This window comes from Psychrobacter sp. W2-37-MNA-CIBAN-0211 (genome assembly GCF_040309405.1).
GTDB classification, from domain to species: Bacteria; Pseudomonadota; Gammaproteobacteria; order Pseudomonadales; family Moraxellaceae; genus Psychrobacter; species Psychrobacter glaciei.
The window spans coordinates 514,155-536,986 of record NZ_JBEOOU010000001.1; the positions used below are offsets into that span (position 1 = coordinate 514,155).

Sequence of the window (22,832 nt, forward strand, 5' to 3'; positions counted from 1 at the left end):
ATTCATAGCCAATAGCTATTTATACCTTACTCATGAGCCTGTAAAAAAGCCTCGACCACACGAAACTGCCCAACGGTGCTCTCTTCGCCATACATTGCTTGACGAAAAGCATTAGAGTTTGGAATGCCCGTCGTATACCAAGCAATGTGCTTACGGGCGATTCGGCAGCCGGAGTATTCACCATAAAAGTCATATAGCTCTTGTAAATGCGCCAGTACAATTTCTTTGATTTCGCCAACATTTGGTGCATCAAGACGCTCACCAGTACGCAAAAAATGCTCAATATCGCGAAATATCCACGGCTGACCTTGTGCCGCTCGTCCAATCATTACGGCATCACAACCCGTCAAGTCATAAACACGCTGCGCTTTTTGCGCACTATCGATATCACCATTGGCAATGACCGGAATGCTAATGCTTTCTTTGACTTCCCGTATCAGCTCATAACGCGCTTCACCCGTATACATATCCTCACGCGTACGCCCATGAATGGCAATGGCGGCAATGCCTGCTTGCTCTGCTCGCTTTGCAACGCGCAAAATGTTTTCACGCCCATTTTCATAGCCCAATCGTGTTTTTAAGGTGACGGGCGCATCGACAGCATTTACCGCAGCATCCAGCAAACGTGCCACCAAATCTTCGTCTTGAAGCAAGGCAGAACCGGCCAGCTTGCGACAGACTTTTTTGGCGGGACAGCCCATATTAATATCGATGATTTGTGCGCCATTATCGATCTGATAGCGAGCCGCTTCCGCCAGTTTGTTTGGCTCCGCCCCCGCTATCTGTGCAGAGATAGGTGCGATCTCATTATCGAAATTGGCACGGTATAGCGATTTTTTGCGTGCATAAAGCGCGGTATCAGCGATAATCATCTCACTGACGGCATGACCTGCGCCAAATGACTTACACAAACGGCGAAACGGGTTGTCTGTGACTCCTGCCATTGGTGCAACTATCAGACGGTTTTCAATCGTCAAGCCGCCGATATTCAGCGGCTGCAATAAGGGATGATCGCTTACAATCTGCGTTTGCGGAGTCTCAGAGACTGAAATATCTATAGACATAAATAACGGCTTACTTATTAATAAAAACAGGTCAATGAAATCAAGCCGTTATTCTAAGGGTTCATACGCATATTGCAAGCGATTCACTCGAATAACTTGCACCCATAAACATCAGTTTTTAAGCGCCAAACCAACTATTTATCAAACACGCTGCCCTGCTCCAACGTAATGTCATCATCGTGCTCTTGCATACGCCACGGCAAACTGTCCGGTGACACATTTAGGAAGTGCAAATATTTCTCAAACTGATCAATGATATCGTTGATGACGGACTCTGTCTCATAGCCATACAAATCATAGGTCTGACCACCACGGCGCAGATAAACCTCAGCACGATGATGATGTTCTTGTGGCAACTCACCTGCTGTACTTTCAGTATGGTAATCCGGCGCATCATGTTCAGATAGGCGCACTTCATACCAAAACTCGACATCATCACCGCGATGCAGCTCAAGCACGGCACGATTATTGACCGCATCATAATTGACATCAGTCGTCCAGCCTGTCTCTGCAAATTTGGCTGACACCTCTACCATTGAGGGCATAATCACCTCTTTGATATAGTTTAAAACCTTATCACGGGTTGGTTGATCAGTGATGTAATCGATACGATCGCGCCATGCTGATGGCTTAAGCAGGTGCGGCGGTAGTTTGCTGTCATTACCCAAGCTCTGGTTACGATGTCCTTCGATACGTAGCGCACGCCACATGCCAAACATCGATATCAATATAATAATCGCGAAAGGTAAGGCACTAACGATAGAAGCCGTTTGGAGTGCTGTTAGGCCACCGGCAAGCAATAACGCAGCTGCCACCGCCCCTTCGGTCACTACCCAAAACGTACGCTGCCACCATGGCGTATCACTTCGACCACCTGCTGCTAATGAATCAATCACCAATGAACCTGAATCTGACGACGTCACAAAAAAGGTAATGATTAATAGTATGGTTAATGAAGACACAAACTCAGTGAAAGGCAGGTTTTCTAGCAGTTTAAACAAGGCAATCGCTTGGTTGTTTTGTACCTCAGTAATTAACGAGGTATAACCATCTACCATAATCATGTGCAATGCGGTATCACCAAATACGGCAAACCAAAAGAAAGTGAAGAACGTTGGCACTAGCATGACACCAAGTACAAACTCACGAATGGTACGACCACGGCTAATTTTGGCAATAAACAAACCAACAAAAGGTGCCCATGCGATTGTCCAAGCAAAAATAAACAACGTCCAACTACCGATCCAATCGCTGTTTTCATACGCTTGCAAGCTAAAAGTACGCTCGACAATATTACCCAAATAGCTGCCCGTATTTTCCATAAAGGCATTTAGAATAAAGACCGTTGGCCCTACGACAAACACAAAAATCATCAGCGCAGTCGCCAGTACCATATTCAATATAGACAGCCGCTTGACGCCTTTATCCATACCTGCCAGCACTGAGACCAGTGCAGCAGCGGTAATCAATGCAATAGCAATGACCTGTACGGTAGTATTAACTGGAATGAGATCCGGTAACAGATAGTTGAGGCCAGCGTTAATTTGCGATACTGACAACCCTAAGCTGGTGGCGATACCAAACAACGTACCTACAATTGCAAACACATCGACAGTATGACCAATAGGACCGTAAATCTTGTCGCCAATTAAAGGATATAACGTGGAGCGCATCGACAACGGTAAACCATGACGAAAAGAGAAATACGCCAGCGATAGCCCTACCACTCCGTAAATAGCCCAAATATGAAAACCCCAGTGAAAATAAGCAATCTGCATCGCTTCTTTTGCCGCCTCAATGGTCTGCGGATCAGACAATGGCGGGCTGGCAAAATGCATGACTGGCTCGGCCACACCAAAGAACAATAAGGCAATGCCGTAACCTGCCGAAAACAGCATGGCAAACCATTCAAGGAATTTATATTCAGCCTCAGCATGATCAGGCCCAAGCTTGATAGTGCCATAAGATGAAAATGCCAGTGCGATAATAAACATTAAAAACAGCGCGACTGCCAACATATAAAACCAACCAAAGGTATTGGTGGTGAATGTCAAAACAGTACTAAATAGTGCGCCCGCCGCTTCAGGATTTGCAGCAGTGCCAACCACCAATAAAATCATGATGACAGCAGCCGGTACAAACACTGGCAGTAAGATAGTAGAGCGAGGTAATTTACTCATAAAAAGTGATATCCTCAAATTAATACAGCTTTATTTTATGAAAAGGTTATTCGTAGAAGCAATATGAAACAGATGTGCCTAACAAAATATAATTTGTATCACACTCTTTGCCTGAACCCCAGATAAGCCCTTATCTTGTAACATTACTTTAAAGATTGTTACATGACTATTACCAAGCAACAAAAAAGGCCGCTTGCTAGCGACCTTTTTATCTATCTTGGGAATCTCAAAACTTCTTCGTTAAAGACATATATTATTGAGCAGCAATCACTGCCGCAAGTTGCTTGGCAATTTCCGCCAGTTTTTCATGATCTGCTTGCGTCACTGCATGGCGACCCAACTCATGAATGCTCGATGGAATCAGGTGCACATGATAATGAAACACCGTTTGACCTGCTTGTGATCCATTCAACTGCATCTGAATAACGCCCTCACGCTCAAACACTTGGCGCTGCGCTTGCATGACCTTTTTGGATGTCATTAGTATTGCAGCGGCATAATCAGGTTCAAGATCAGCCAAATCAACCGCTTTTTGCTTAGGGATGACCAATACATGCCCTTCTGCTTGCGGCATGATATCCATAAAAGCGAGGGTTTTATCATCTTCATAAACCTTGTGGTACGGGATATCACCGTTTAGCATTTTGGCAAAAATGTTGTTATCGTCATAATCAGCTTGTTGTTTAACTTCAGTCATTATCATTCCTTTTGGTTATTTTATGATTTTGAATAGTGAATATGCCATCTGCAACATAGTGGACGAAATGCGGGTTAAGTACAAGCAGCAGATATAGTCAAAATACCCCAAAAACGCGACGATACTGCTGATATTAATTTTTTGTCGCCTCTGTCTGCACAGGCACAGCAAGCAAGCAAGAAAAATTGATATCAGCAGTGCGTCATGCATCGATATTACTTTTCACTGACTATAAGTGAAAAAATCAAATTTATTTTTGTACTGACAGACCATTCAAACACGCTAATTTATTGGCGAGCATCCCCTATTAAATGTTATATTAACCCCCTATTTTGCTAACGCTGGAGTTATGAATTTGACTGCCTTGCCGACTCAATTATCAGACAATACCACCACATCGCATGACACAGATGCGCCTACATCTGCGAACGATGAACAAGTTGCTGTTGTCAGTAGCGATCAAAGTGACACTCAAAATAATAACCTCCTAAAGATAAATCCAAATACGATTGTCTTGGCAGAGGCTTTAACAGATACCACCATTAGCTGGCGTATTCATAATTGCAAAATTAGCAAAAAGACGGTCACGCAAGACTTGCCATTGCCGTTCTTATATCACTATGATAGCTTGGATGACGCTATTAAACAGACGCATCCGCTGACACCTACCTTACTCGCTCAATTTAACACACCCATGACTGCTGCTGAGGCCGCGACTCTCTTAGATATTTCTAATGATTTATTGTCCAGTCCTTGGCATGTCAAAGTAATTGGCTCGTTGGTGGTCTTTAGTGAGGCACTGCAGTTAGCCGTACGTCTACATTGGACCAATACGGGCAAAGAGACGCAGCAAATATATACCAAGGATGCAGAAGACGCGATGACGGCCGCTTTTAAAGACTGGCAGTTTTTTGGTCGCGTTGATGTTCTATATAAAAACGACAAGCAAACTTTAATGAGTATCGATGAGCAAGGCAACACTGAAGAGCCACTACTGACTATTGAAGCTAGCGCTGACTATCAACAACTACTAGCCTCTCATGCATTAACTATCATTGCCAAATTAGAAGCGGATAAAGCCGAGCTACCATGGTTTGACACGGCAATTTTAGAACGCCTTGAGTAGTGTTTTAACCACAACTCCTTTATGATTGTCTATGCATTATTTTCAGTTATTCATAGCTAATGGTATGGTAACGAATTAGTATTATTCACTAGTACTCACTCTGCATAAAAAGCACACTATCCGCATCAAAGCTGATGCTGCACACGTTAATAAATCTCGCTTATTTGTAAGGAATATCACATGGATTATCGCTCAAAAACCTCTACTGGTGGTCGTAATATGGCAGGTGCACGTGCCCTATGGCGTGCAACAGGTATGACTGATGGCGATTTTGGCAAGCCAATTATTGCCATTGCCAACTCCTTCACCCAGTTTGTACCTGGTCATGTGCATCTAAAAGACTTGGGGCAAATGGTCGCTCGCGAGATTGAGCAAGCAGGCGGCGTGGCAAAAGAGTTCAATACTATTGCCGTTGATGACGGTATTGCGATGGGTCATAGCGGTATGTTGTATTCACTGCCGAGTCGCGACTTGATTGCGGATTCTGTTGAATACATGGTCAATGCTCACTGCGCAGATGCCTTGGTATGTATCTCTAACTGCGACAAAATCACTCCGGGTATGTTGATGGCTGCCATGCGCCTTAATATACCTGTGGTGTTTATTTCAGGTGGCCCGATGGAAGCGGGCAAAATTCTAGCCAGTACGGTTGGTAAAAGTCACAATAATGAAGACAGGAACGGCAGTGCGGTTCGTAAGCTTGATCTTGTCGATGCCATGATGGATGCCGCTGATGACAGCATTAGTGATGAAGATGTCGCCGCGATTGAAGCCTCAGCTTGCCCAACTTGTGGCTCATGCTCTGGTATGTTCACTGCAAACTCGATGAACTGTTTGACCGAAGCGTTAGGCTTGGCATTGCCAGGTAATGGCTCACTACTGGCAACTCACTCGCTACGTCGTGAGCTGTTCTTAGAAGCGGGTCGCACCATTGTCTCGCTTGCCAAGCGCCGTTATGAGCAAGATGATGATTCCGTATTGCCGCGCTCAATCGCCAGCAAAGCCGCGTTCGAAAATGCGATGACCTTGGATATCGCCATGGGCGGTTCGACCAATACTATTTTGCATCTGTTAGCTGCTGCTAATGAAGCAGAAATTGACTTTAAAATGCATGATATTGACCGCCTAAGCCGCGGTGTGCCTTGTCTTGCAAAAGTCGCTCCTGCCTCACAAAAATACCATATGGAAGATGTGCATCGTGCTGGCGGTGTCTTTGCGTTGTTAGCCGAGCTTGATCGTGCAGGGTTACTGAAAACTGACTTGCCGACTATTCATAGTGCGACGATGAAAGAAGCGATTGATAAATGGGATATTATGAATCCTGACAATCTTGAGGCACGCGCACGCTATATAGCAGCACCTGGTGGCGTACGCACCACTGAAGCCTTCTCACAATCAAAAGAATGGTCAAACCTTGACGTCAACCGTGAGTCAGGCTGTATCCGCAGTGCCCAACATGCCTATTCAGCAGATGGCGGCCTTGCGGTACTGTACGGTAATATCGCTGAGCGTGGCTGTGTGGTCAAGACCGCTGGTGTCGATGACAGTATTTTAGTGTTTACTGGTCGCGCGCGCCTATTTGAATCACAAGATGATGCCGTCGCTGCGGTATTGGCTGACGATATCGTTGCAGGCGATGTGGTCATCATTCGATACGAAGGTCCAAAAGGTGGCCCTGGTATGCAAGAAATGCTCTATCCAACGACTTATCTTAAGTCTAAAGGCTTGGGTAAAGAGTGTGCGCTACTGACTGACGGTCGTTTCTCTGGTGGAACATCAGGCCTTTCGATCGGTCATGCCAGCCCTGAAGCAGCTGAAGGCGGTGCAATTGGTCTGGTTGAAGAAGGCGATACTATCCATATTGACATCCCTAACCGTACTATCAATATGCAGGTAAGCGATGCAGAATTGGCCGCTCGCCGTGAAATCATGGAAGCTCGTGGCCGCGATGCATGGAAACCCGTCAGTCGTGAGCGCCATGTTTCTCCTGCCCTACGTGCTTATGCGGCAATGACCACCAGTGCCGATACTGGCGCGGTACGTGATGTGAGTCAAGTTGAGCGTTAAGCCAAAAATTTTAGTAGCCTGTTTTTAAGACATATTTATTAGCATTATCCTAAGCCTGCGCGATGCAGGCTTTTTTTTCACCAAAAAACAACGTAGCAGACGTTTCAATAACGTTTTTTTGCGGTAATAAAAAAATTTTAACGTCATGATAAGGCTTGGTGATGGCGACTCTGTTTATCATTCATACAGGTCGTTTTAGATCAAGATAATTGGGACGTATTGAACGTTATGATTGAAAACTACAACTTATTTTTATTGGTCTGCGGCATCGCCTTTTTATTAGGGGCGCTGTTTCCTATTATTTTTAAGCGGACACCCATCTCTTTACCTATGCTACAGGTCAGCTTTGGCCTGCTCATGGGGTATTCGTGGACGACATTGTCATTCTTGAACCCACTTGATAACGGTTTAATCGTCGAAAAATTAACTGAAATTGTGATATTGGTTTCTTTGGTTGGTGCCGGTATTAAGATTGATACTGAGCTGTCTTGGAAACTATGGCGCCCTACCGTACGCTTGTTACTTATCACCATGCCGATTGGCATCTTTGCTATGGCAGTGTTGGGGTATTATGCATTTGGTCTAAGTATGGGCGCGGCAATATTGCTAGGCGCTGTATTGGCACCCACCGATCCCGTGCTGGCCTCTAGTATTCAAGTGGGGCCACCAAATACGGGCGGTGAAGATACGCCGCGCTTTACCTTGACCTCAGAGGCCGGATTGAATGATGGATTGGCATTTCCATTCGTTTATTTGGCCATTAAAATAGCAGAGGCTTTTAGCGAAGGGCAGCGTTTTACGGGTGAGATGCTCTGGTCGTGGTTTACTCATGATGTGCTGTGGAAAATTGGCGCAGGCTTGGTGGTTGGTATTGTTGTCGGTAAACTATTGGCAAAATTGGTGTTTTCAAAGCACAGTCACGAAACGACCATTTCTCAAGGTTATGTGGTCATTGCCCTAACACTAGTGGCATATGGGTCAGCAGAATTTATACATAGTTATGGTTTTATTGCTGTATTTGTCGCGGCTTTTGCCTTCCGGCGTTCAGAGCATAAACACAGTTATCACCACAAGCTCCATGATTTTGCAGAACAGTCAGAAGGTTTGCTCATGTCGCTAGTGCTGGTTGCTTTCGGTATGTTTCTTGGTCAAGGATTGCAGTCAGGTGTTGAGCTGACATGGCGCGTTTACATTGTTAGCTTCACTTTTTTATTGTTGATACGACCCATCGGTGGGTTTATTGCGTTGTCAGGTCTGAACCTCCCACACGCCGAAAAGTATGCTATTTCTGCATTGGGGATTCGTGGTATTGGCACATTATATTATTTGTCTTACGCGCTCAATCAAGGTTTTTTCGGCAAGGAAGATGCGCTCAAATTATGGGTCGTCTGTTCGATTGTGATTTTGGCTTCAATTTTTATCCATGGTCTTAGCGCCACAAGACTTCTCAAAATAGCGCCCAATAAATCACATTAACCTTAGGGTCTATCTAGCGCTGTGAAAGCTTCGAATCGACTAAGCTAAGCACGGCTTCCGTTAGAGCAAACTGACGCACATCATTGAGCATCGTGGTATCAAAGTTATGAATAAAAGCAAAGGACAATTGCTGTTCAGGGTCACACCAAGCCACTGAACCGTTATAACCCATATGCCCAAATCCTTGCTGGTTTGCCTTTAGCATCTCATTGTCTACATTTTGGCAAATGCTAAACAGTCGATGATAACCCAAGCGCCAATCCATATTCGCTGGCATGACGGCATCTAGTCCTGTGACTTGCGGTGTCGATAGTTGCTCGAAAGTGGCACTATCAATAAGCGTGCGGCCCTGCCATTTCCCTCCATTAGCCAACATCGCATAGATGGTGGCCAGTGCCTGCGCTGAGGCAACACCATTGGCTGCTGGAATGGCTGCCTGTAGTGTCTCGCGCTGGTAATAGTCGATAGGTTGTTTATTGGCGGGTATGAGTGCCGATTTATAATTTCTTAGATTAAGCTTGCTCGTATTGAAATATAAACCATTAATACGAGCGGTGTCTAATGTAGGTAGGTTGTTTTTCTCATCATCCTGACTTGTGTTTGCCATTTCTTTATTTGCTAATGTTTGCTGCTGCCAACACCCATAACTGGGCAGATTTGCATAAGTTTGTAGCGTCTCTGGTGAGTCTGCTTTTATCGTAGGTTTATGACGCCTATTACCTAGCTGTGAGCTGTCCTCATTTGACCCAGCAAAGTTTTTGGCCAGCATCGCCACTTGATCGACTTTGCTAGCGGGCACGCCGAAATAACAACTGTCGGCTATACCCAATGGTTCAGTCAGATAATGACGCAGCGCCTCAGCCAATGACATCTCAGTGACGGCTTCTATGAGGCCGCCTAATACCCAGCCATAAACTAAAGCACTGTAAGCGCTGTCATATAACTCCGCGTCTTCAGGTGCAGTGACTGACATTGCGGCAATTTTGCTGAGCATCAATTGCCAATCGAGCAACGCTTCGCTGTCCGCGTCAACACTCTGAATAGAAAACAAATTGGCTTGATGCGACATAACATTGCGTAGCGTAACAGCACTTTTATGCTGGGCAGCAAAGGCTGGCCAATAGCTGGCAATCGGCTCTTCATAAGCAAGCAACTGCTGCGAAACCAACACATGCACTAGCGTTGCCAATACGCCTTTACCAGTAGAAAAGTTAATCGCCAAGGTATCAGGCTGCCATGACATGTCCGGACGAGCCATGCCCACGCACGCCTCAGCGATACATTTACCGTCCTGATAAACAACCACAGCACCGCCAGCGGGCGCGTCGTCAAGCTGTAAATCAGACAATAATTGCTGCATGCGTTTCTGAAACTCGCCATCGATTTGCTTATCAAGATTCTGGTTGGTTTTTTTATTGTTGTCAGTCATGGTTTTCCTGCTCCATTTTTTATAATTGCTAAGTGTCAAAAAAACGCCAAAGTCTTAAAAATCCCTCAGTGCCTTAATATTGAGCATCTATTTGCTCATAAAAAAGGCCACCTATTGGTCGCCTTTTTGTTACTCAGTGCTGCTCAATAATACTTTATCACCTTAATGTCTTAGCGCGGTACTAGCAAACGCTTATAAACTTCGTCTTCAAGCTTCGTCAAGCCATGGCTGCGACCACGCTCCATGGCAGTGTCCATCTTACGACCACGAAGCCATCCTGCACGCAGAGCAATGGCTGCCCCTACTCGATTGCCAGAGCCACAATGCATGGCTATTTTTTTGCCATGATGTTGGCGTAAAATATTATCAAATGCCAATATTTTAAGCTGCTTTAAGTCTGCAACGCCGTTGATAGGCAGATGCTCATAATACATGCCAGCTTGCGCGACTGCTGCGGCTTCATCAAAGCTCAACTCGTCGTCGGGCTGTAAGTTAATAACCAGCTCGACCCCAGCTTCGGCCAAAGCCGCTACTTTTTCCTCATCGAGCGCACCGCACACAATGGTGTTTGCATCAGGACGAAAGTAAGGGTCAAACATAGTGGTGAGATCGATACCATTATCTAGAACGTTATTGTCAGTAACTGCTGGGCTATTAGGTTGATCTGTATTTATTGCTGCTGTATGTGAAGTCATAATTATAAATTTGTTCGTTAGATTGGGCTATTGAGATAAAAGCTGTTTAGGTCACTGATAGTCATTTTACCAACGGTTCATTAATGGTTATTGTGCAATTTAACGACACCAGCCAAATGCGGCTTGTCATTTTTAGAGCTATATAAACCAAATTCACAAGTCTCGTCTGCATTGTCAAGCTGCGCTACTGGCTCAGCGATAAGCTCTACTTCAGCGGGTAAAAAGATAGGCAATTTAAATGACACGTCAACCGTACAAGCATCAGGTAGCTCGTCCATCATGGCAAGGCACTTGGCCTTTGACCACATACCATGAGCGATCGCTTTAGGAAAGCCAAACGCGCGCGCGGATAGCGGATGCAAATGGATAAGATTAAAGTCACCTGAAACAAAGGCATAACGACGACCGATATCTTCTGGCACTTCAAAGATGCTGTGCACACCGTCTGCGTTCACTTCTGGCTTCACCGTTACTGGACGCGGGGTACTTTTTTTATCTTTGCTGCTGTCTGATTTTTTACTACGGGACAGATACGTTGACGTCCCTTCCCAAATGACTTCGTCCTCTGACTTGATCGTCGTCACGAAGTCAAACTGTTGACCTTGTGCATGGTCACGCAAGTTATCAAAGGCGACCGACATAGCGACAGTCTCACGCTCACCAATAGGACGATACTGAGTCACGCTATTATCCACGTGGACCAGACCTAGCATAGCAAACGGAAATGGCTCTTTGACCATCATGTTCATTTGCAGCGACTGTGACAGCACTGAAAAATAAGTAATGGGCACTTTACCATTATCAGAAAAACCGCAAATCTTACGATAATCGTTTAGATTGCCCTGATCAATGTGCAGGTCATCCACATAATAGGTCGCTTGCGGCAGTTGATCTTTACTGATTTTGTCACTATTGCCAATAGGCAATAGGCTTTTCACAATATTGGCGTAAGTCGTATGCGCTTTTGGCAACGCATCATAATGTTTGTCTGACATAATAAATCCTAAGTGTGGCTCAAGCTGATTTTTTAATGCATATTAAAATGCTATGAAGTCGTTGATTAAGCCTATTATTGAACGATGTTTTTTATAAGTACTGGAGTTATAAGTATTGGAGCCTGTCATCAATTAGCACATTGATACATTAATACATTGATAGCCAGTCTCATAGCTATTCTCATGAACAGTATAGGCACTTATCACTACGAAAAACAATTTGGCTTATGGTTCCTGTGTTTTTATCATAAAAAAGCCACCCTTGGGCAGCTTTATTACAATTTATCAGCAATTTTTTCGTAAGCATATGTGAGGTAAATAAAAAGTAATACGTTATATCATATATTTACTGTAAGCAACTTTATCACTTATACCCACAAATAAACTAGGGCTAGGCACCCAGCAAGCTTTGACCACAAACGCGTACAATGTTGCCATTTAGACCGCCAGAAGCAGGAGATGCAAACCATGCGATAGTTTCAGCAACGTCAACTGGTAAGCCGCCTTGGCTCATTGAGTTCATACGGCGACCCGCTTCACGAATAGCAAATGGGATGGCTTCTGTCATTTGAGTTTCGATAAATCCTGGGGCAACAGCATTGATAGTCATGCCTTTTGCATTGTCTTCTAGTTGCTTAGCAGTGGCATCAACCAAACCAATCACACCTGCTTTCGAAGTCGCGTAGTTGGTCTGACCCATGTTACCAGCGATACCTGAAATTGATGAGACGCAAACGATGCGCGCATTGTCTTTTAGGACATCATTATCAAGTAAATAGCGGTTCAGCTTAGCGATACTACCTAAGTTGATATTGATGACCATGTCCCACTTTTTCTCATCCATTTTTGCCAAGGTCTTATCACGCGTCACGCCAGCATTATGGATGATTGAATCTAGACCGCCACGATTTTGCGCCGCTTCTGCGATTTCTTTGCCTGCATCAGCACTGGTGATGTCAACGGTCAATACAGAACCACTGATTTCGCTAGCGACTTTTTGCAAGTCAGCTTGCTGCTGCGGGACATCAAGACAGATAACATGAGCGCCTTCACGAGCCAATACACGCGCGATGGCTTCGCCAATACCGCGGCTTGCACCAGTGACTAGCATGGTCTTGCCGCCTAGAGGCTGTGTCCAATCGACATCAACGTTATCGCCTGTGCTGACACGTACCACTTGTCCCGACACATAAGCTGAGCGAGCTGACGTGAAAAAGCGCAAGGTTGAGTCTAAGTTTTGCTCTGCGCCTTCTTCAACGTAGATAAGTTGTGCGGTAACGCCGCGCTTAAACTCTTTACCAACCGACTTTACAAAGCCTTCAAGCGCACGTTGTGCCAATGCTGCTTCGATGTCAGTCAAGTTTTCTGGCGTACGGCCAACGATGATTACTCGACCTGATTGTTCTACGCGGCGAGCCACCGTATGGAAAAACTCATAAACTTCTTTGAGCTGATCGGCGTTGCTGATATTACTGGCATCAAAAAGCAATACTTTAAACTTATCATCGCCGCCCGTGTTGGCTTTAGCTTCAACACCCGCATCAGAAAGCGCATCTTTGATGTCATCACTGCTGTTTACATACACATCAGCATGTACATCTGACAAGATACGTGCAACAGAAGCACTCACACTTTTATCATCGCCATTAGCACGACCAACCAAGACGCTACCGCGTACCAAAGGCTGGCCACTATCAAAACGGTCAAGCTCTACTGGCATAGGCAAGCCTAAATTTTTTGCCACTTTTTTACCAATAGAAGACTGAACAAAATCACCATAACGGTCTGACATAATATAATTCCTATAACGAAAGGTTAAGATAAGAGTAAATGAAAAATGAAATTTGTCTTTTATAATCACTCATACAAACACCAACAAGTATAAAGACTCATTAGCATCATGATTATTTATATTTAGTAAATGGGTACAAAACTGCCTTAACTATACACTCACATGGTAAACAAGTCCAAAAGCCAAAAATGTCTATAACAATCTGTAAACAAGCCAGTATACAAGACAGTCTCTTTTTTTAGATTTAAAAATCGCCATGTTGTGCTAAAATCAGACCTATAAGTTATGGCAAATGCATTTATCGATAACAATATATTATCAAACGTGCCGTTATGCAATGCTAATAATCAATACTAGCCAGTCTACGAAAGTTATCATTCTAAGAAATATCATGGCTGCTTTTATAGCTATCAGTGGACTGAGAGATTACTGAGCTTAAATAAGTGTCACATAGTTTGCTAAAGACATACAGTAAGGCAGCAAAAACGTCTTATGATACACAGCTAGATGGCATAATAAATGATAACATTTGCTCACTGCATTAAATCATTAAGTAATACCTGCAAGCAACTTAAGCAATACATTTTAATTAGTAACCCTTTTTAAGGGCTACCTTCTTTTTTTCTGCCAATATTTTAAGGATAATATTATGAGTAATAAAAATAATCACCCTGAGAGTCCTGTTGTTGAAAGCACTGTTGTAAAGTCTACCGATAACAAATCAAGCAGTACCAAATCAGATAGCACTAAGCCAACAGATAGTGCTAAGCCAGAGAGCAACAAGAAAGAAGCGACGGCTAAGAAAACCAACAGCACCGACACTAAGGCAAGTGCCGCTAAAGACACTACCAGCAAAAAAGCCGCTGATGATAAAGTCGATACTCCTGCTGCCAAAAAGACCGCTACCTCTGCTAAAAAATCAAGCGCTACGAAGCTTGCTTCTGGTCTAAACCGCGTCGCAATTTTAGGTGGTAACCGTATCCCATTTGCACGCTCAAATGGCTCATATGCAGACGTCAGCAACACAGATATGCTAACCGCTGCATTGAATGGCTTGGTTGAGCGCTTTAATTTGCAAGACGAAAAAATCGGTGAAGTCGTCGCTGGTGCCGTTATGAAACTAAGCCGCGATATCAACCTAACTCGTGAAGCCACACTGAACACCGATCTGAACCCACATACCCCAACTTATGACATCTCACAAGCTTGCGGTACTGGCTTGCAAGCGACCTTTGCTTCTGCTAACAAAATCGCCCTTGGTCTTATCGATTCAGCCATTACTGGTGGCGTAGATACTACATCTGATGCCCCTATCGCAGTTGGCGATGGACTACGTAAAGTCCTTATCAAATTGGGTGCTGCTAAAGACAACAAACAACGTCTAAAAGCATTAATGGGCTTAAATCCAAAAGACTTACTCGATGCACCAAAAAATGGTGAGCCACGTACTGGTTTATCGATGGGTGATCATCAAGCCATCACTGCACTTGAATGGAATATCAGCCGTGAAGCACAAGATGAGCTTGCTTTTAATAGCCATCAAAACCTAGCGCGCGCTTATGATGAAGGTTTCTTTGATGACCTAATCACTCCATATAAAGGTCTAACGCGCGACAATAACTTGCGTCCGGATACCACTTTAGAAAAACTGGGTAAACTAAAGCCAGTATTTGGCAGAAAGAATGCTAACCCGACGATGACGGCTGCTAACTCTACGCCGCTAACTGATGGTGCTTCTTGTGTACTACTGGGTACGGATGAATGGGCAAAAGAGCATGGTCTGAAGCCATTGGCTTATATCGTCCATCAAGAAACAGCTGCTGTGGATTTCATCGGTAAATCTGGCACGACAGAAGGCTTATTAATGGCACCTGCATATGCCGTACCGCGTATGCTTGAGCGTGCTGGTCTAACGTTGCAAGATTTTGATTTCTACGAAATTCATGAAGCTTTTGCTTCACAAGTGTTATCAACATTAACTGCTTGGGAAGATGAGAAGTTCTGTGAAGAGCGTCTAGGTCTTGACGCGCCACTAGGCTCTATCGACCGTAGCAAGCTCAATGTGAATGGTTCATCACTTGCGGCAGGGCATCCTTTCGCTGCCACTGGTGGTCGTATCTTAGCAACGGCTGCTAAATTACTGGATCAAAAAGGCTCAGGACGTGTACTTATCTCTATCTGCGCCGCAGGTGGTCAAGGCGTGACTTGCATCCTAGAGAAGTAAATTTCTAGCTGAGGTAACTCGGCAATAAATAGCTGAAAGTTTTAAAACACCCTTTAATCAATGGATTAGAGGGTGTTTTTTTATGCCTATCTTCTGTCCATCAATAATTGTAAATTTGGTCAGAAACCGTCAGACAACACAATAATGAAACGTAGCCAATGCATAGCACTGCTAGCAGATATGATAAAGTAAGAACAATCAATAATAACCATGACATCATTTATCTGGAGCTTGATATGAGCAAAATACCCTCAGCGATTGAACCCAATTCATTGACCGCGCAAGAGCGTAATGAGCTCACCTCATCTGAGCAGGCCAATTTTATTGGTCGCATGGATAAGGAAGTCTTTGATGATGAGCTGCGCCGTAAGATGCATCAAGACTTGATTGATACCTATGACGAAGAGCTTGAGAACGAAATCGATGATTACATGCGAGACTTTCGGTTTGATGGTCGGGAAATGAGCGAGCAAGAAAGATTAGATCGCCGTATGTATTTTCAAGAGTTAGTGCGACTGCAGCGAGAACTTATCAAGTTACAAGACTGGGTAGTGGCTCGTGGTGAGCGTATTGTGGTGATATTTGAGGGTCGTGATTCTGCAGGTAAAGGTGGTGCCATCAAGCGTATCACTCAGCGCTTAAACCCGCGCGTTTGTAGGGTCGCTGCCCTGCCTGCACCAACGGAACGTGAGCAATCACAATGGTATTTTCAGCGTTATGTGGCGCACTTGCCAGCCGCTGGTGAGATTGTACTTTTTGATCGTAGTTGGTATAACCGTGTCGGTGTCGAGCGCGTCATGGGGTTTTGTACAGATGCGCAGTATGAAGAGTTTTTTCAGTCGGTGCCCGAATTTGAGCGCATGCTAGTACGCTCTGGTATTCGCTTGGTCAAATACTGGTTTTCGATTACTGATGATGAGCAGCATTCACGCTTTATGAGCCGCATTCATGATCCTCTTAAACAGTGGAAGCTTTCAGCGATGGATCTGCAATCACGGCGGCGTTGGGAGGACTATACCAAGGCAAAAGAGACCATGTTTGAGCGTACTCATATCCCTGAAGCACCGTGGTGGGTGGTCGAAGGTAATAATAAGAAGCGCGCGAGGCTAAATTGTGTTGCGCATCTACTGGAGCAAATTCCTTATAAAGAAGTGCCACGCGATGAGGTAGAGTTACCCGAGCGCAAGCGTGATGATGAATACTATCGTGAGCCGATTCCAGACGATATGTATGTGCCGCCGCGTTACTAAAACACACTCCTGCTTTGTTTAGCCTCACTTAGCCCAGTCACATTTTGCTTAAAAAAACACCACCTTATACATATATAAGGTGGTGTTTTTTATCTTACTATCTATCTTGAAACCCATCGTTATTTCAGTAGATAAGCGCACGGATAGACAGACACGCTACATGGTATAAGTAGACTGCAAACTGTCTATTTTACCAGCCAATAAGCGCTCGACTTCATTTTTGATTCTTTGCCCTGCGATATCAGTACCAATCTGCACCGCAAAACCTGCAGGACGGCCGCTTTGGGCTTTATAGTTAATCCACACCACCTTACCATTCATCGGTAAGCGCTCGCTAGAGTTGGGTAAAGTCACCGCAATAAACACCTCATCGCCTAGCTTTTGCACGCGATCAGAGGAAATAAACAAGGCACCATTATTTACAAAGGATAAATAGCTGGCGTATAACGTTTCGATATCTTCCATATGACAGGTTAAAATCCCGCCACGCCCTGGCATTGCCATAGTCAGCTTCCTTTATAAATGAGTTTTGAGGTATTTTATAAATGATAAATCATAGCTAGACCAACGCATTAATAAATCATCAAATAATAAGTGAGCATCTTAATCTTGGTCTTAATTTTCTTAGTCCTGCTGCACTTAATTTCTACAGTGAATTGACTATAGATAGGCCAATTCTTGCATTAGCTTATCATAGGCGAATTTTTCTTGCACATTTTGTTGTAGGGCAATTTTGGTCTGCTGTAGGCTAGTCGCAAAACCTTCTAAACCACTGTCAGTAGGTTGATAAGCGTCTAATGCTACTGAGAGACTGATGTCTTTTTGCAGTTCGCTCAGTCCTAAGCAAACACGGCGCATATCAAGCAGCATCAGCTCAGACAGCTGGATAAACTCTATGATACTAATCTGGGTTTGCCAATAATCGCTGGCTGCTATGCTACTTCGTTTGCCACTACGTAACGCTTGCCACGTCGTCAGCCACAATGCACGCTTACTATACCAAGGTGCCTGCGCCAGCGCTATCGCCGCTAAAGGCGCACCATTTGCCAGTTGGATAAGTTGCTCAATTGCCGCTGTACCGACCGCTTCACGATTGACCGTAGATCCAAGCGCCTGCGTCACATATTCAACGGCAGTAGCAGGCTCAATGGTCTGAAGTGGCAGCTGTTGAACCCGACTTTTAATGGTCGGTAAAAGCTGCGCTGGCGTATCGCTGAGTAAAAATAAATGAACTTGTGCTTGCGGCTCTTCCAAAGTCTTAAGCAGCGCGTTGGCAGCAGCAACTGTCATTTTTTCGGCATGATCTAACACGCAGATGCGCATACCTTGCCCACCTTGGTAAATAAAAGGCTGCAACGCACGAATATCATCAACTTTTATTTTAAGAGCACTATTGCTAGCGGCTTTGGCAGATTTTTTGTCTTTAGCACTACTACTGGCAGTTTCTTTATTATTCGTATTTTCCACACTGACTGGCATGCTGACAATAGGAAGCACTTGTAAGCTTGGATGCGTACCGGATCTGAGCCATTGGCAGCTTTCACACTCGGCGCAAGCACCAAATGGATGAGTATCACGCTGACGACACAACAACCAAGCGACCAAACGCCATACAAAAGCACGCTTGCCCATACCTTGCATCCCTGCTGCGAGCATTGCATGAGGCAAAGACTGTTGCGACGTTGATACTCGCTTGGTCAACTGCGACCACAGAGTTTTCTGCCACGGCAGTAACGGTGCAAAATAAATGCCATCTGATGTATCTAATGCACCTGTAATTTCTGTGAGGTCACTCATAAATTTTGCTCTATAGCTTTGCTTGATGACTGTACTTGACGACTATTATGCTTGATAAATGTGCTTGATAAATTAGTAGGTAGTGCGATTAAGTAGTGTAATAGTGTCACTTAGCAAGAAGTGTGTTTTCACTTAGGCTATTCAGAGACAGGGTTTTGAAAATCAGCCAAGCTCATGCTATTTAAACGATCCAAATCTTCTTGAGTATCGACACCTGCTGGTAGCTGGCAAGCGGCTGTGGCAATAGCAATATGACCACCATTCTCTAAAACACGTAATTGCTCTAAGCTTTCAAGTATTTCAAGCGGTGTTTGCGGCCAATGCACAAACTGCTGCAATAGGCTAACGCGATAAGCATATAGTCCTAAATGACGATAAGCGTTTTTGGGTGGCTGCTTATGGCTCTCATTAGCCAATACGACATCTCGATCGCAAGGAATCGGTGCTCGGCTGAAATATAGCGCCCGTTGCAAATCATTAGCGTGCTGACTAACAACCTTTACCACTGATGGACGCATAAAAGTCTCGTGGTCATCAATAGGCTCACACAAGGTAGCCATCACGCTGTCATTGTCTGCTACCAGAAGCGCCTTTACCTGCTCTAATAATAGCGGCGGTACCAACGGTTCATCACCTTGCATATTGACCACAATATCATGCTCAGCCCAGCCTTTAATCGCAGCGACTTCCGCCAAACGGTCAGTCCCTGAAGCGTGCTCTGCGCTGGTCATCACCACATCAAAACCTGCATCCATACACACTTTTGCAATACGCTCATCATCGGTCGCAATACACATATCATCAGCGAAGTGTGCTGCCTGCGCCTTTTCGGCGACCCAAAGAATCATTGGCTTGCCATGAATATTTAACAAAGGCTTACCGGGTAGTCGGGTACTCTTAAAGCGAGCAGGAACGACAATATGCGTTTTGGCGGGCGTAATGATGGGCGACATAGTTTATTCCTACAAAATCATTTAAATTCTAAGATTTACAGCTTTTCACTATTAGACATATCAATATTTAAAACGGTTAACTGCTGCTGTAAATTGTCATAACAACTATCCGATAACACCGCTGTTACTGGCAATATCCAGAGTCTACTTACAAGCTCTATATGGTCATTGCTCAACGTTTGCGCCGCAGTTGCTTTCAATAGCAAAGCTCGTATTTTTACCGCATCTTTAGTGGTTATCACGACGGGGTATTCGCGATATTGCAACAAGTCAGCCAAGCTAAAATCATAATGGTCAGGATAAGGGTGACTTATAACCTCAAAACCAAGCGAGTGTAAGGTATCAAAAAACCGCTGCGGATAGCCAATACCGCTCACCGCATGGACTCTACTGCCTTTTTTAGGCGCATCAATTTGAGCGTCAGCTAATACAGGTTGCCATAATAATTGCATGTCGTCCGCTTGCAGGTGCATGGACAGATGCTCAGCTTGTGACTGCTGCTCGGTGTTTTTATTATGAGGCGCTGCACTGTTATTTGGCCCTTCATGATAAATAACAGTAGCACCTTTTAACCTCGACATTGGCTCACGTAAAAACCCAGTTGGGAGTAATTGCTTATTACCAAAGCCCCGTGCTGAATCGACTACAATCCATTCAATATCACGTTGCAATGCATAGTGCTGTAAGCCATCGTCGGCAATAATGAACTGTAAGTCAGGATGAGCATCTAATAAAGTAGTAATTGCCTGCTCACGATTGGGACATACCGCCATGGGCGCATCTGTCATATTGACAATCAAACAAGGCTCATCCCCTACCACATTGGGTAAACTGGCGACATCGACCAAAGCTGGCATTTGACTACTATCGCCACCGTAACCGCGACTGATAACACCTACTTTTACGCCTTGCTCTTGTAGGTAATCAACCAAGGCAATAATTAATGGCGTCTTGCCACTGCCACCCACGCTGATATTACCAATCACCATCACAGGAACTGGGGCGCGGTAACTGGATAGTAAGCCCATCTTATAAGCTTGACGACGCAGCATGGTAATGAGCCCATACAACCAGCTAATCGGCAATAATAGCCACAACCAAGCGGCTTGACGTTGCCATGCACGCGTCACTGTCGTCTCAATGCTCACTATGATTTGCCATCCATTACCTTGATCTCATACTTTTAGTCGTCAAAAATATTGCAAATCATTTATCAAACACAGCTATTCAAAATCGCGCTCATACATTTGCGCATAATGACCTTGCAGCTGCATCAACTCGTCATGTGTCCCTAGCTCAACGATCTGACCGCCATCCATTACAGCGATACGATCGGCTGACTCAATCGTGGTTAATCGATGTGCAATAACCAGCGTAGTACGATCTTTCATTACGTTATCAAGCGCTTGCTGAATGTAATATTCTGACTCATTATCAAGCGCACTGGTCGCCTCATCTAAGATTAGAATCGGGGCGTCTTTTAACAAGGCGCGAGCAATCGATAAGCGTTGACGTTGACCACCAGACAGTTGCAAGCCTTCAGCACCGACCTCACTTTGATAACCGTTTGGCATCTTCATAATAAAATCATGAGCAAAGGCATCTTTTGCGGCACGTTCCACTTCAGCTTGGGTCTTATGAGCTAAGCTGCCATAAGCAATGTTGTTGAAAACTGTGGTATTAAATAGGACTACTTGCTGATTCACCATGGCAATTTGGGCGCGCAAACTCTCTAACTTAATACTTTCAATGGGCATACCATCTAACGTAATCTGCCCTGAAGAGGCTTCTAGAGTGCGCGTCAATAAATTAACTAATGATGACTTACCTGCACCGCTTCGTCCCACGAGTGCAACCGTCTCACCTGCTTTTATATTCAATGTAAAGTCATGCAGAGCGACCGTCGAATCAGGATAAATCAAACTGATATTCTCTAACGACATCTCACCTGACAGTGCTTTGTTTATTGTACCTGTGTCTTCTTCTTCTGGCTCATCAAGTAGCGCAAAAATAGACTCACCAGCGGCAATGCCTTTTTGCAATTTTTGATTGATATCGGTGAGCGACCTGACTGGTTTGCTCAGCAAGCCTGCTGCTGCAATGTATGAGATAAACTCACCAGCTGAAATGTTATCTATTACCGCAGGTCTCAATGCGAGCCACACCACAACTGACATCGCCATCGCCATCAATAGCTGTACCGCAGGCGTATTGATGCTGTTGGTAACAACAACTTTCATGCCTTGGCGCAAGTTCTTTTTTGATGTTTTATCAAAGCGTTCAGCTTCGTACGCTTGCCCGCCGTAGTTTTTTACGACTTGATAGCCACCGATGACTTCATTGGTGATATGACTGACGTTGCCCATCGTCTTTTGAATGCCTTTAGAAAGCTTGAGATAACGCTTGGAGGCGATGCGAATGAGCCATAGTATGGGCGGCAATACGACAAATAGAATCAAGGTCAAACGCCAATTGCTATACAGCAAAAAACCTATCAATGCCACGACGGTCAAACCATCACGCAGTAAGGTTTTCATCGAGTCTGTACTGGCAGCCGTCACCTGTTCAACATCGAATATCAGCTTTGATGAAATGGTGCCAGCTGGATTCGCCAAATAAAACGAGCTTGGCAAGCGCAGTAGCTTATTAAACACCTCTACTCGCAACTCATAGACCAAATTTCGCGAGACCAACGCAGAGTAGTAATTACCCAAAAAACTACCCACACCGCGTACAAAGAACAGTCCGATGATCAATAGGGGAAATAAGGCTTTCTTGCTTTGATCATTTTGGTTGATGGCATCAGTGATATATTGTAGTAACTTAGCAATCCAAATCTCTGTCCCCGCATTAATCGCAAAGCCCACGACCGTCAATAGCAATGCCCACCAATATGGCTTTAGGTAGCTGAGTAGACGCAGTAATGTTTTATGCTTAGGCGGGCTTTCTGAAGACACTGATATTTTCTTAATAGAAGTTTTTGCAGAGTCCGGTTGATAAGCTTGGCTCATAAAAGCCTCAATTTGAGTGTCATGACATGAATGGACTGTGCTAGTAGCACAGTTTTATAGTGGTATTGATGTGATA

At 44.5% G+C, this 22,832-nt stretch carries 17 protein-coding genes; 5 read left to right on the forward strand and 12 right to left on the reverse strand.

The annotated features are described in order from the left end of the window. Positions 1–26 precede the first annotated feature (26 nt). The 3 genes from dusB to AAEY72_RS02185 form a co-directional block, all read right to left on the reverse strand. Entirely contained in the window at positions 27–1,064 is a 1,038-nt protein-coding gene (dusB, locus tag AAEY72_RS02175; protein WP_352309280.1) for a tRNA dihydrouridine synthase DusB, read from the reverse strand. A 134-nt stretch (positions 1,065–1,198) separates the two neighbouring features. Further along, positions 1,199–3,244, reverse strand: coding sequence for a BCCT family transporter (locus AAEY72_RS02180; protein ID WP_189581574.1), 2,046 nt, complete (start codon positions 3,242–3,244; stop codon positions 1,199–1,201). A gap of 253 nt (positions 3,245–3,497) precedes the next feature. Further along, positions 3,498–3,941, reverse strand: coding sequence for an HIT family protein (locus AAEY72_RS02185; RefSeq protein ID WP_352309281.1), 444 nt, complete (start codon positions 3,939–3,941; stop codon positions 3,498–3,500). 349 nt (positions 3,942–4,290) lie between these two features. On the opposite strand from AAEY72_RS02185, the gene AAEY72_RS02190 reads away from it, so the two are divergent. The 3 genes from AAEY72_RS02190 to AAEY72_RS02200 all read left to right on the forward strand — a co-directional run bounded on the left by AAEY72_RS02190 (position 4,291) and on the right by AAEY72_RS02200 (position 8,610). Beyond that, positions 4,291–5,067, forward strand: coding sequence for a hypothetical protein (locus tag AAEY72_RS02190; protein ID WP_352309282.1), 777 nt, complete (start codon positions 4,291–4,293; stop codon positions 5,065–5,067). Positions 5,068–5,247: 180 nt separating this feature from the next. After that, on the forward strand, positions 5,248–7,134 hold the full coding sequence (ilvD, locus tag AAEY72_RS02195) for a dihydroxy-acid dehydratase (protein ID WP_352309283.1): 1,887 nt from the start codon (positions 5,248–5,250) through the stop codon (positions 7,132–7,134). Positions 7,135–7,362: 228 nt separating this feature from the next. Further along, complete coding sequence (locus AAEY72_RS02200) at positions 7,363–8,610, forward strand: cation:proton antiporter (RefSeq protein WP_352309284.1); 1,248 nt, start codon at positions 7,363–7,365, stop codon at positions 8,608–8,610. A 13-nt stretch (positions 8,611–8,623) separates the two neighbouring features. On the opposite strand, the gene AAEY72_RS02205 is transcribed toward AAEY72_RS02200, so the two are convergent. The 4 genes from AAEY72_RS02205 to AAEY72_RS02220 all read right to left on the reverse strand — a co-directional run bounded on the left by AAEY72_RS02205 (position 8,624) and on the right by AAEY72_RS02220 (position 13,521). After that, positions 8,624–10,039, reverse strand: coding sequence for a serine hydrolase domain-containing protein (locus AAEY72_RS02205; RefSeq protein WP_352309285.1), 1,416 nt, complete (start codon positions 10,037–10,039; stop codon positions 8,624–8,626). 170 nt (positions 10,040–10,209) lie between these two features. After that, entirely contained in the window at positions 10,210–10,734 is a 525-nt protein-coding gene (locus tag AAEY72_RS02210) for a protein tyrosine phosphatase family protein (RefSeq protein WP_352309286.1), read from the reverse strand. An 80-nt stretch (positions 10,735–10,814) separates the two neighbouring features. Continuing rightward, positions 10,815–11,729 carry a MaoC family dehydratase gene (locus tag AAEY72_RS02215; RefSeq protein ID WP_352309287.1) on the reverse strand — a complete coding sequence of 305 codons (915 nt, stop codon included), beginning with the start codon at positions 11,727–11,729 and terminating at the stop codon, positions 10,815–10,817. 391 nt (positions 11,730–12,120) lie between these two features. Beyond that, complete coding sequence (locus AAEY72_RS02220) at positions 12,121–13,521, reverse strand: 3-oxoacyl-ACP reductase (RefSeq protein WP_352309288.1); 1,401 nt, start codon at positions 13,519–13,521, stop codon at positions 12,121–12,123. Positions 13,522–14,170: 649 nt separating this feature from the next. Between AAEY72_RS02220 and AAEY72_RS02225 the strand changes: the two genes are divergently transcribed. Continuing rightward, on the forward strand, positions 14,171–15,745 hold the full coding sequence (locus AAEY72_RS02225) for an acetyl-CoA C-acetyltransferase (RefSeq protein ID WP_352309289.1): 1,575 nt from the start codon (positions 14,171–14,173) through the stop codon (positions 15,743–15,745). Between the two features lie 236 nt (positions 15,746–15,981). Further along, positions 15,982–16,995, forward strand: a complete 1,014-nt coding sequence (gene ppk2 / locus AAEY72_RS02230; RefSeq protein ID WP_228293107.1) for a polyphosphate kinase 2 — start codon at positions 15,982–15,984, stop codon at positions 16,993–16,995. 156 nt (positions 16,996–17,151) lie between these two features. On the opposite strand, the gene AAEY72_RS02235 is transcribed toward ppk2, so the two are convergent. The 5 genes from AAEY72_RS02235 to msbA all read right to left on the reverse strand — a co-directional run bounded on the left by AAEY72_RS02235 (position 17,152) and on the right by msbA (position 22,756). After that, the gene (locus AAEY72_RS02235; protein ID WP_010198204.1) at positions 17,152–17,499 is read right to left on the reverse strand and encodes a PilZ domain-containing protein; all 348 of its coding nucleotides are present in this window, start codon (positions 17,497–17,499) and stop codon (positions 17,152–17,154) included. A 156-nt stretch (positions 17,500–17,655) separates the two neighbouring features. Further along, positions 17,656–18,792 (reverse strand): DNA polymerase III delta subunit-related protein, encoded by a 1,137-nt coding sequence (locus tag AAEY72_RS02240; RefSeq protein ID WP_352309290.1) that lies wholly within the window; start codon positions 18,790–18,792, stop codon positions 17,656–17,658. A gap of 137 nt (positions 18,793–18,929) precedes the next feature. After that, positions 18,930–19,745 carry a 3-deoxy-manno-octulosonate cytidylyltransferase gene (kdsB, locus tag AAEY72_RS02245; protein ID WP_352309291.1) on the reverse strand — a complete coding sequence of 272 codons (816 nt, stop codon included), beginning with the start codon at positions 19,743–19,745 and terminating at the stop codon, positions 18,930–18,932. Between the two features lie 35 nt (positions 19,746–19,780). Continuing rightward, positions 19,781–20,893 carry a tetraacyldisaccharide 4'-kinase gene (gene lpxK / locus AAEY72_RS02250; RefSeq protein ID WP_352309292.1) on the reverse strand — a complete coding sequence of 371 codons (1,113 nt, stop codon included), beginning with the start codon at positions 20,891–20,893 and terminating at the stop codon, positions 19,781–19,783. A 75-nt stretch (positions 20,894–20,968) separates the two neighbouring features. Continuing rightward, a complete protein-coding gene (msbA, locus tag AAEY72_RS02255) occupies positions 20,969–22,756 on the reverse strand; it encodes a lipid A export permease/ATP-binding protein MsbA (protein WP_352309293.1) in 1,788 nt (595 codons plus the stop codon). Positions 22,757–22,832 lie beyond the last annotated feature (76 nt).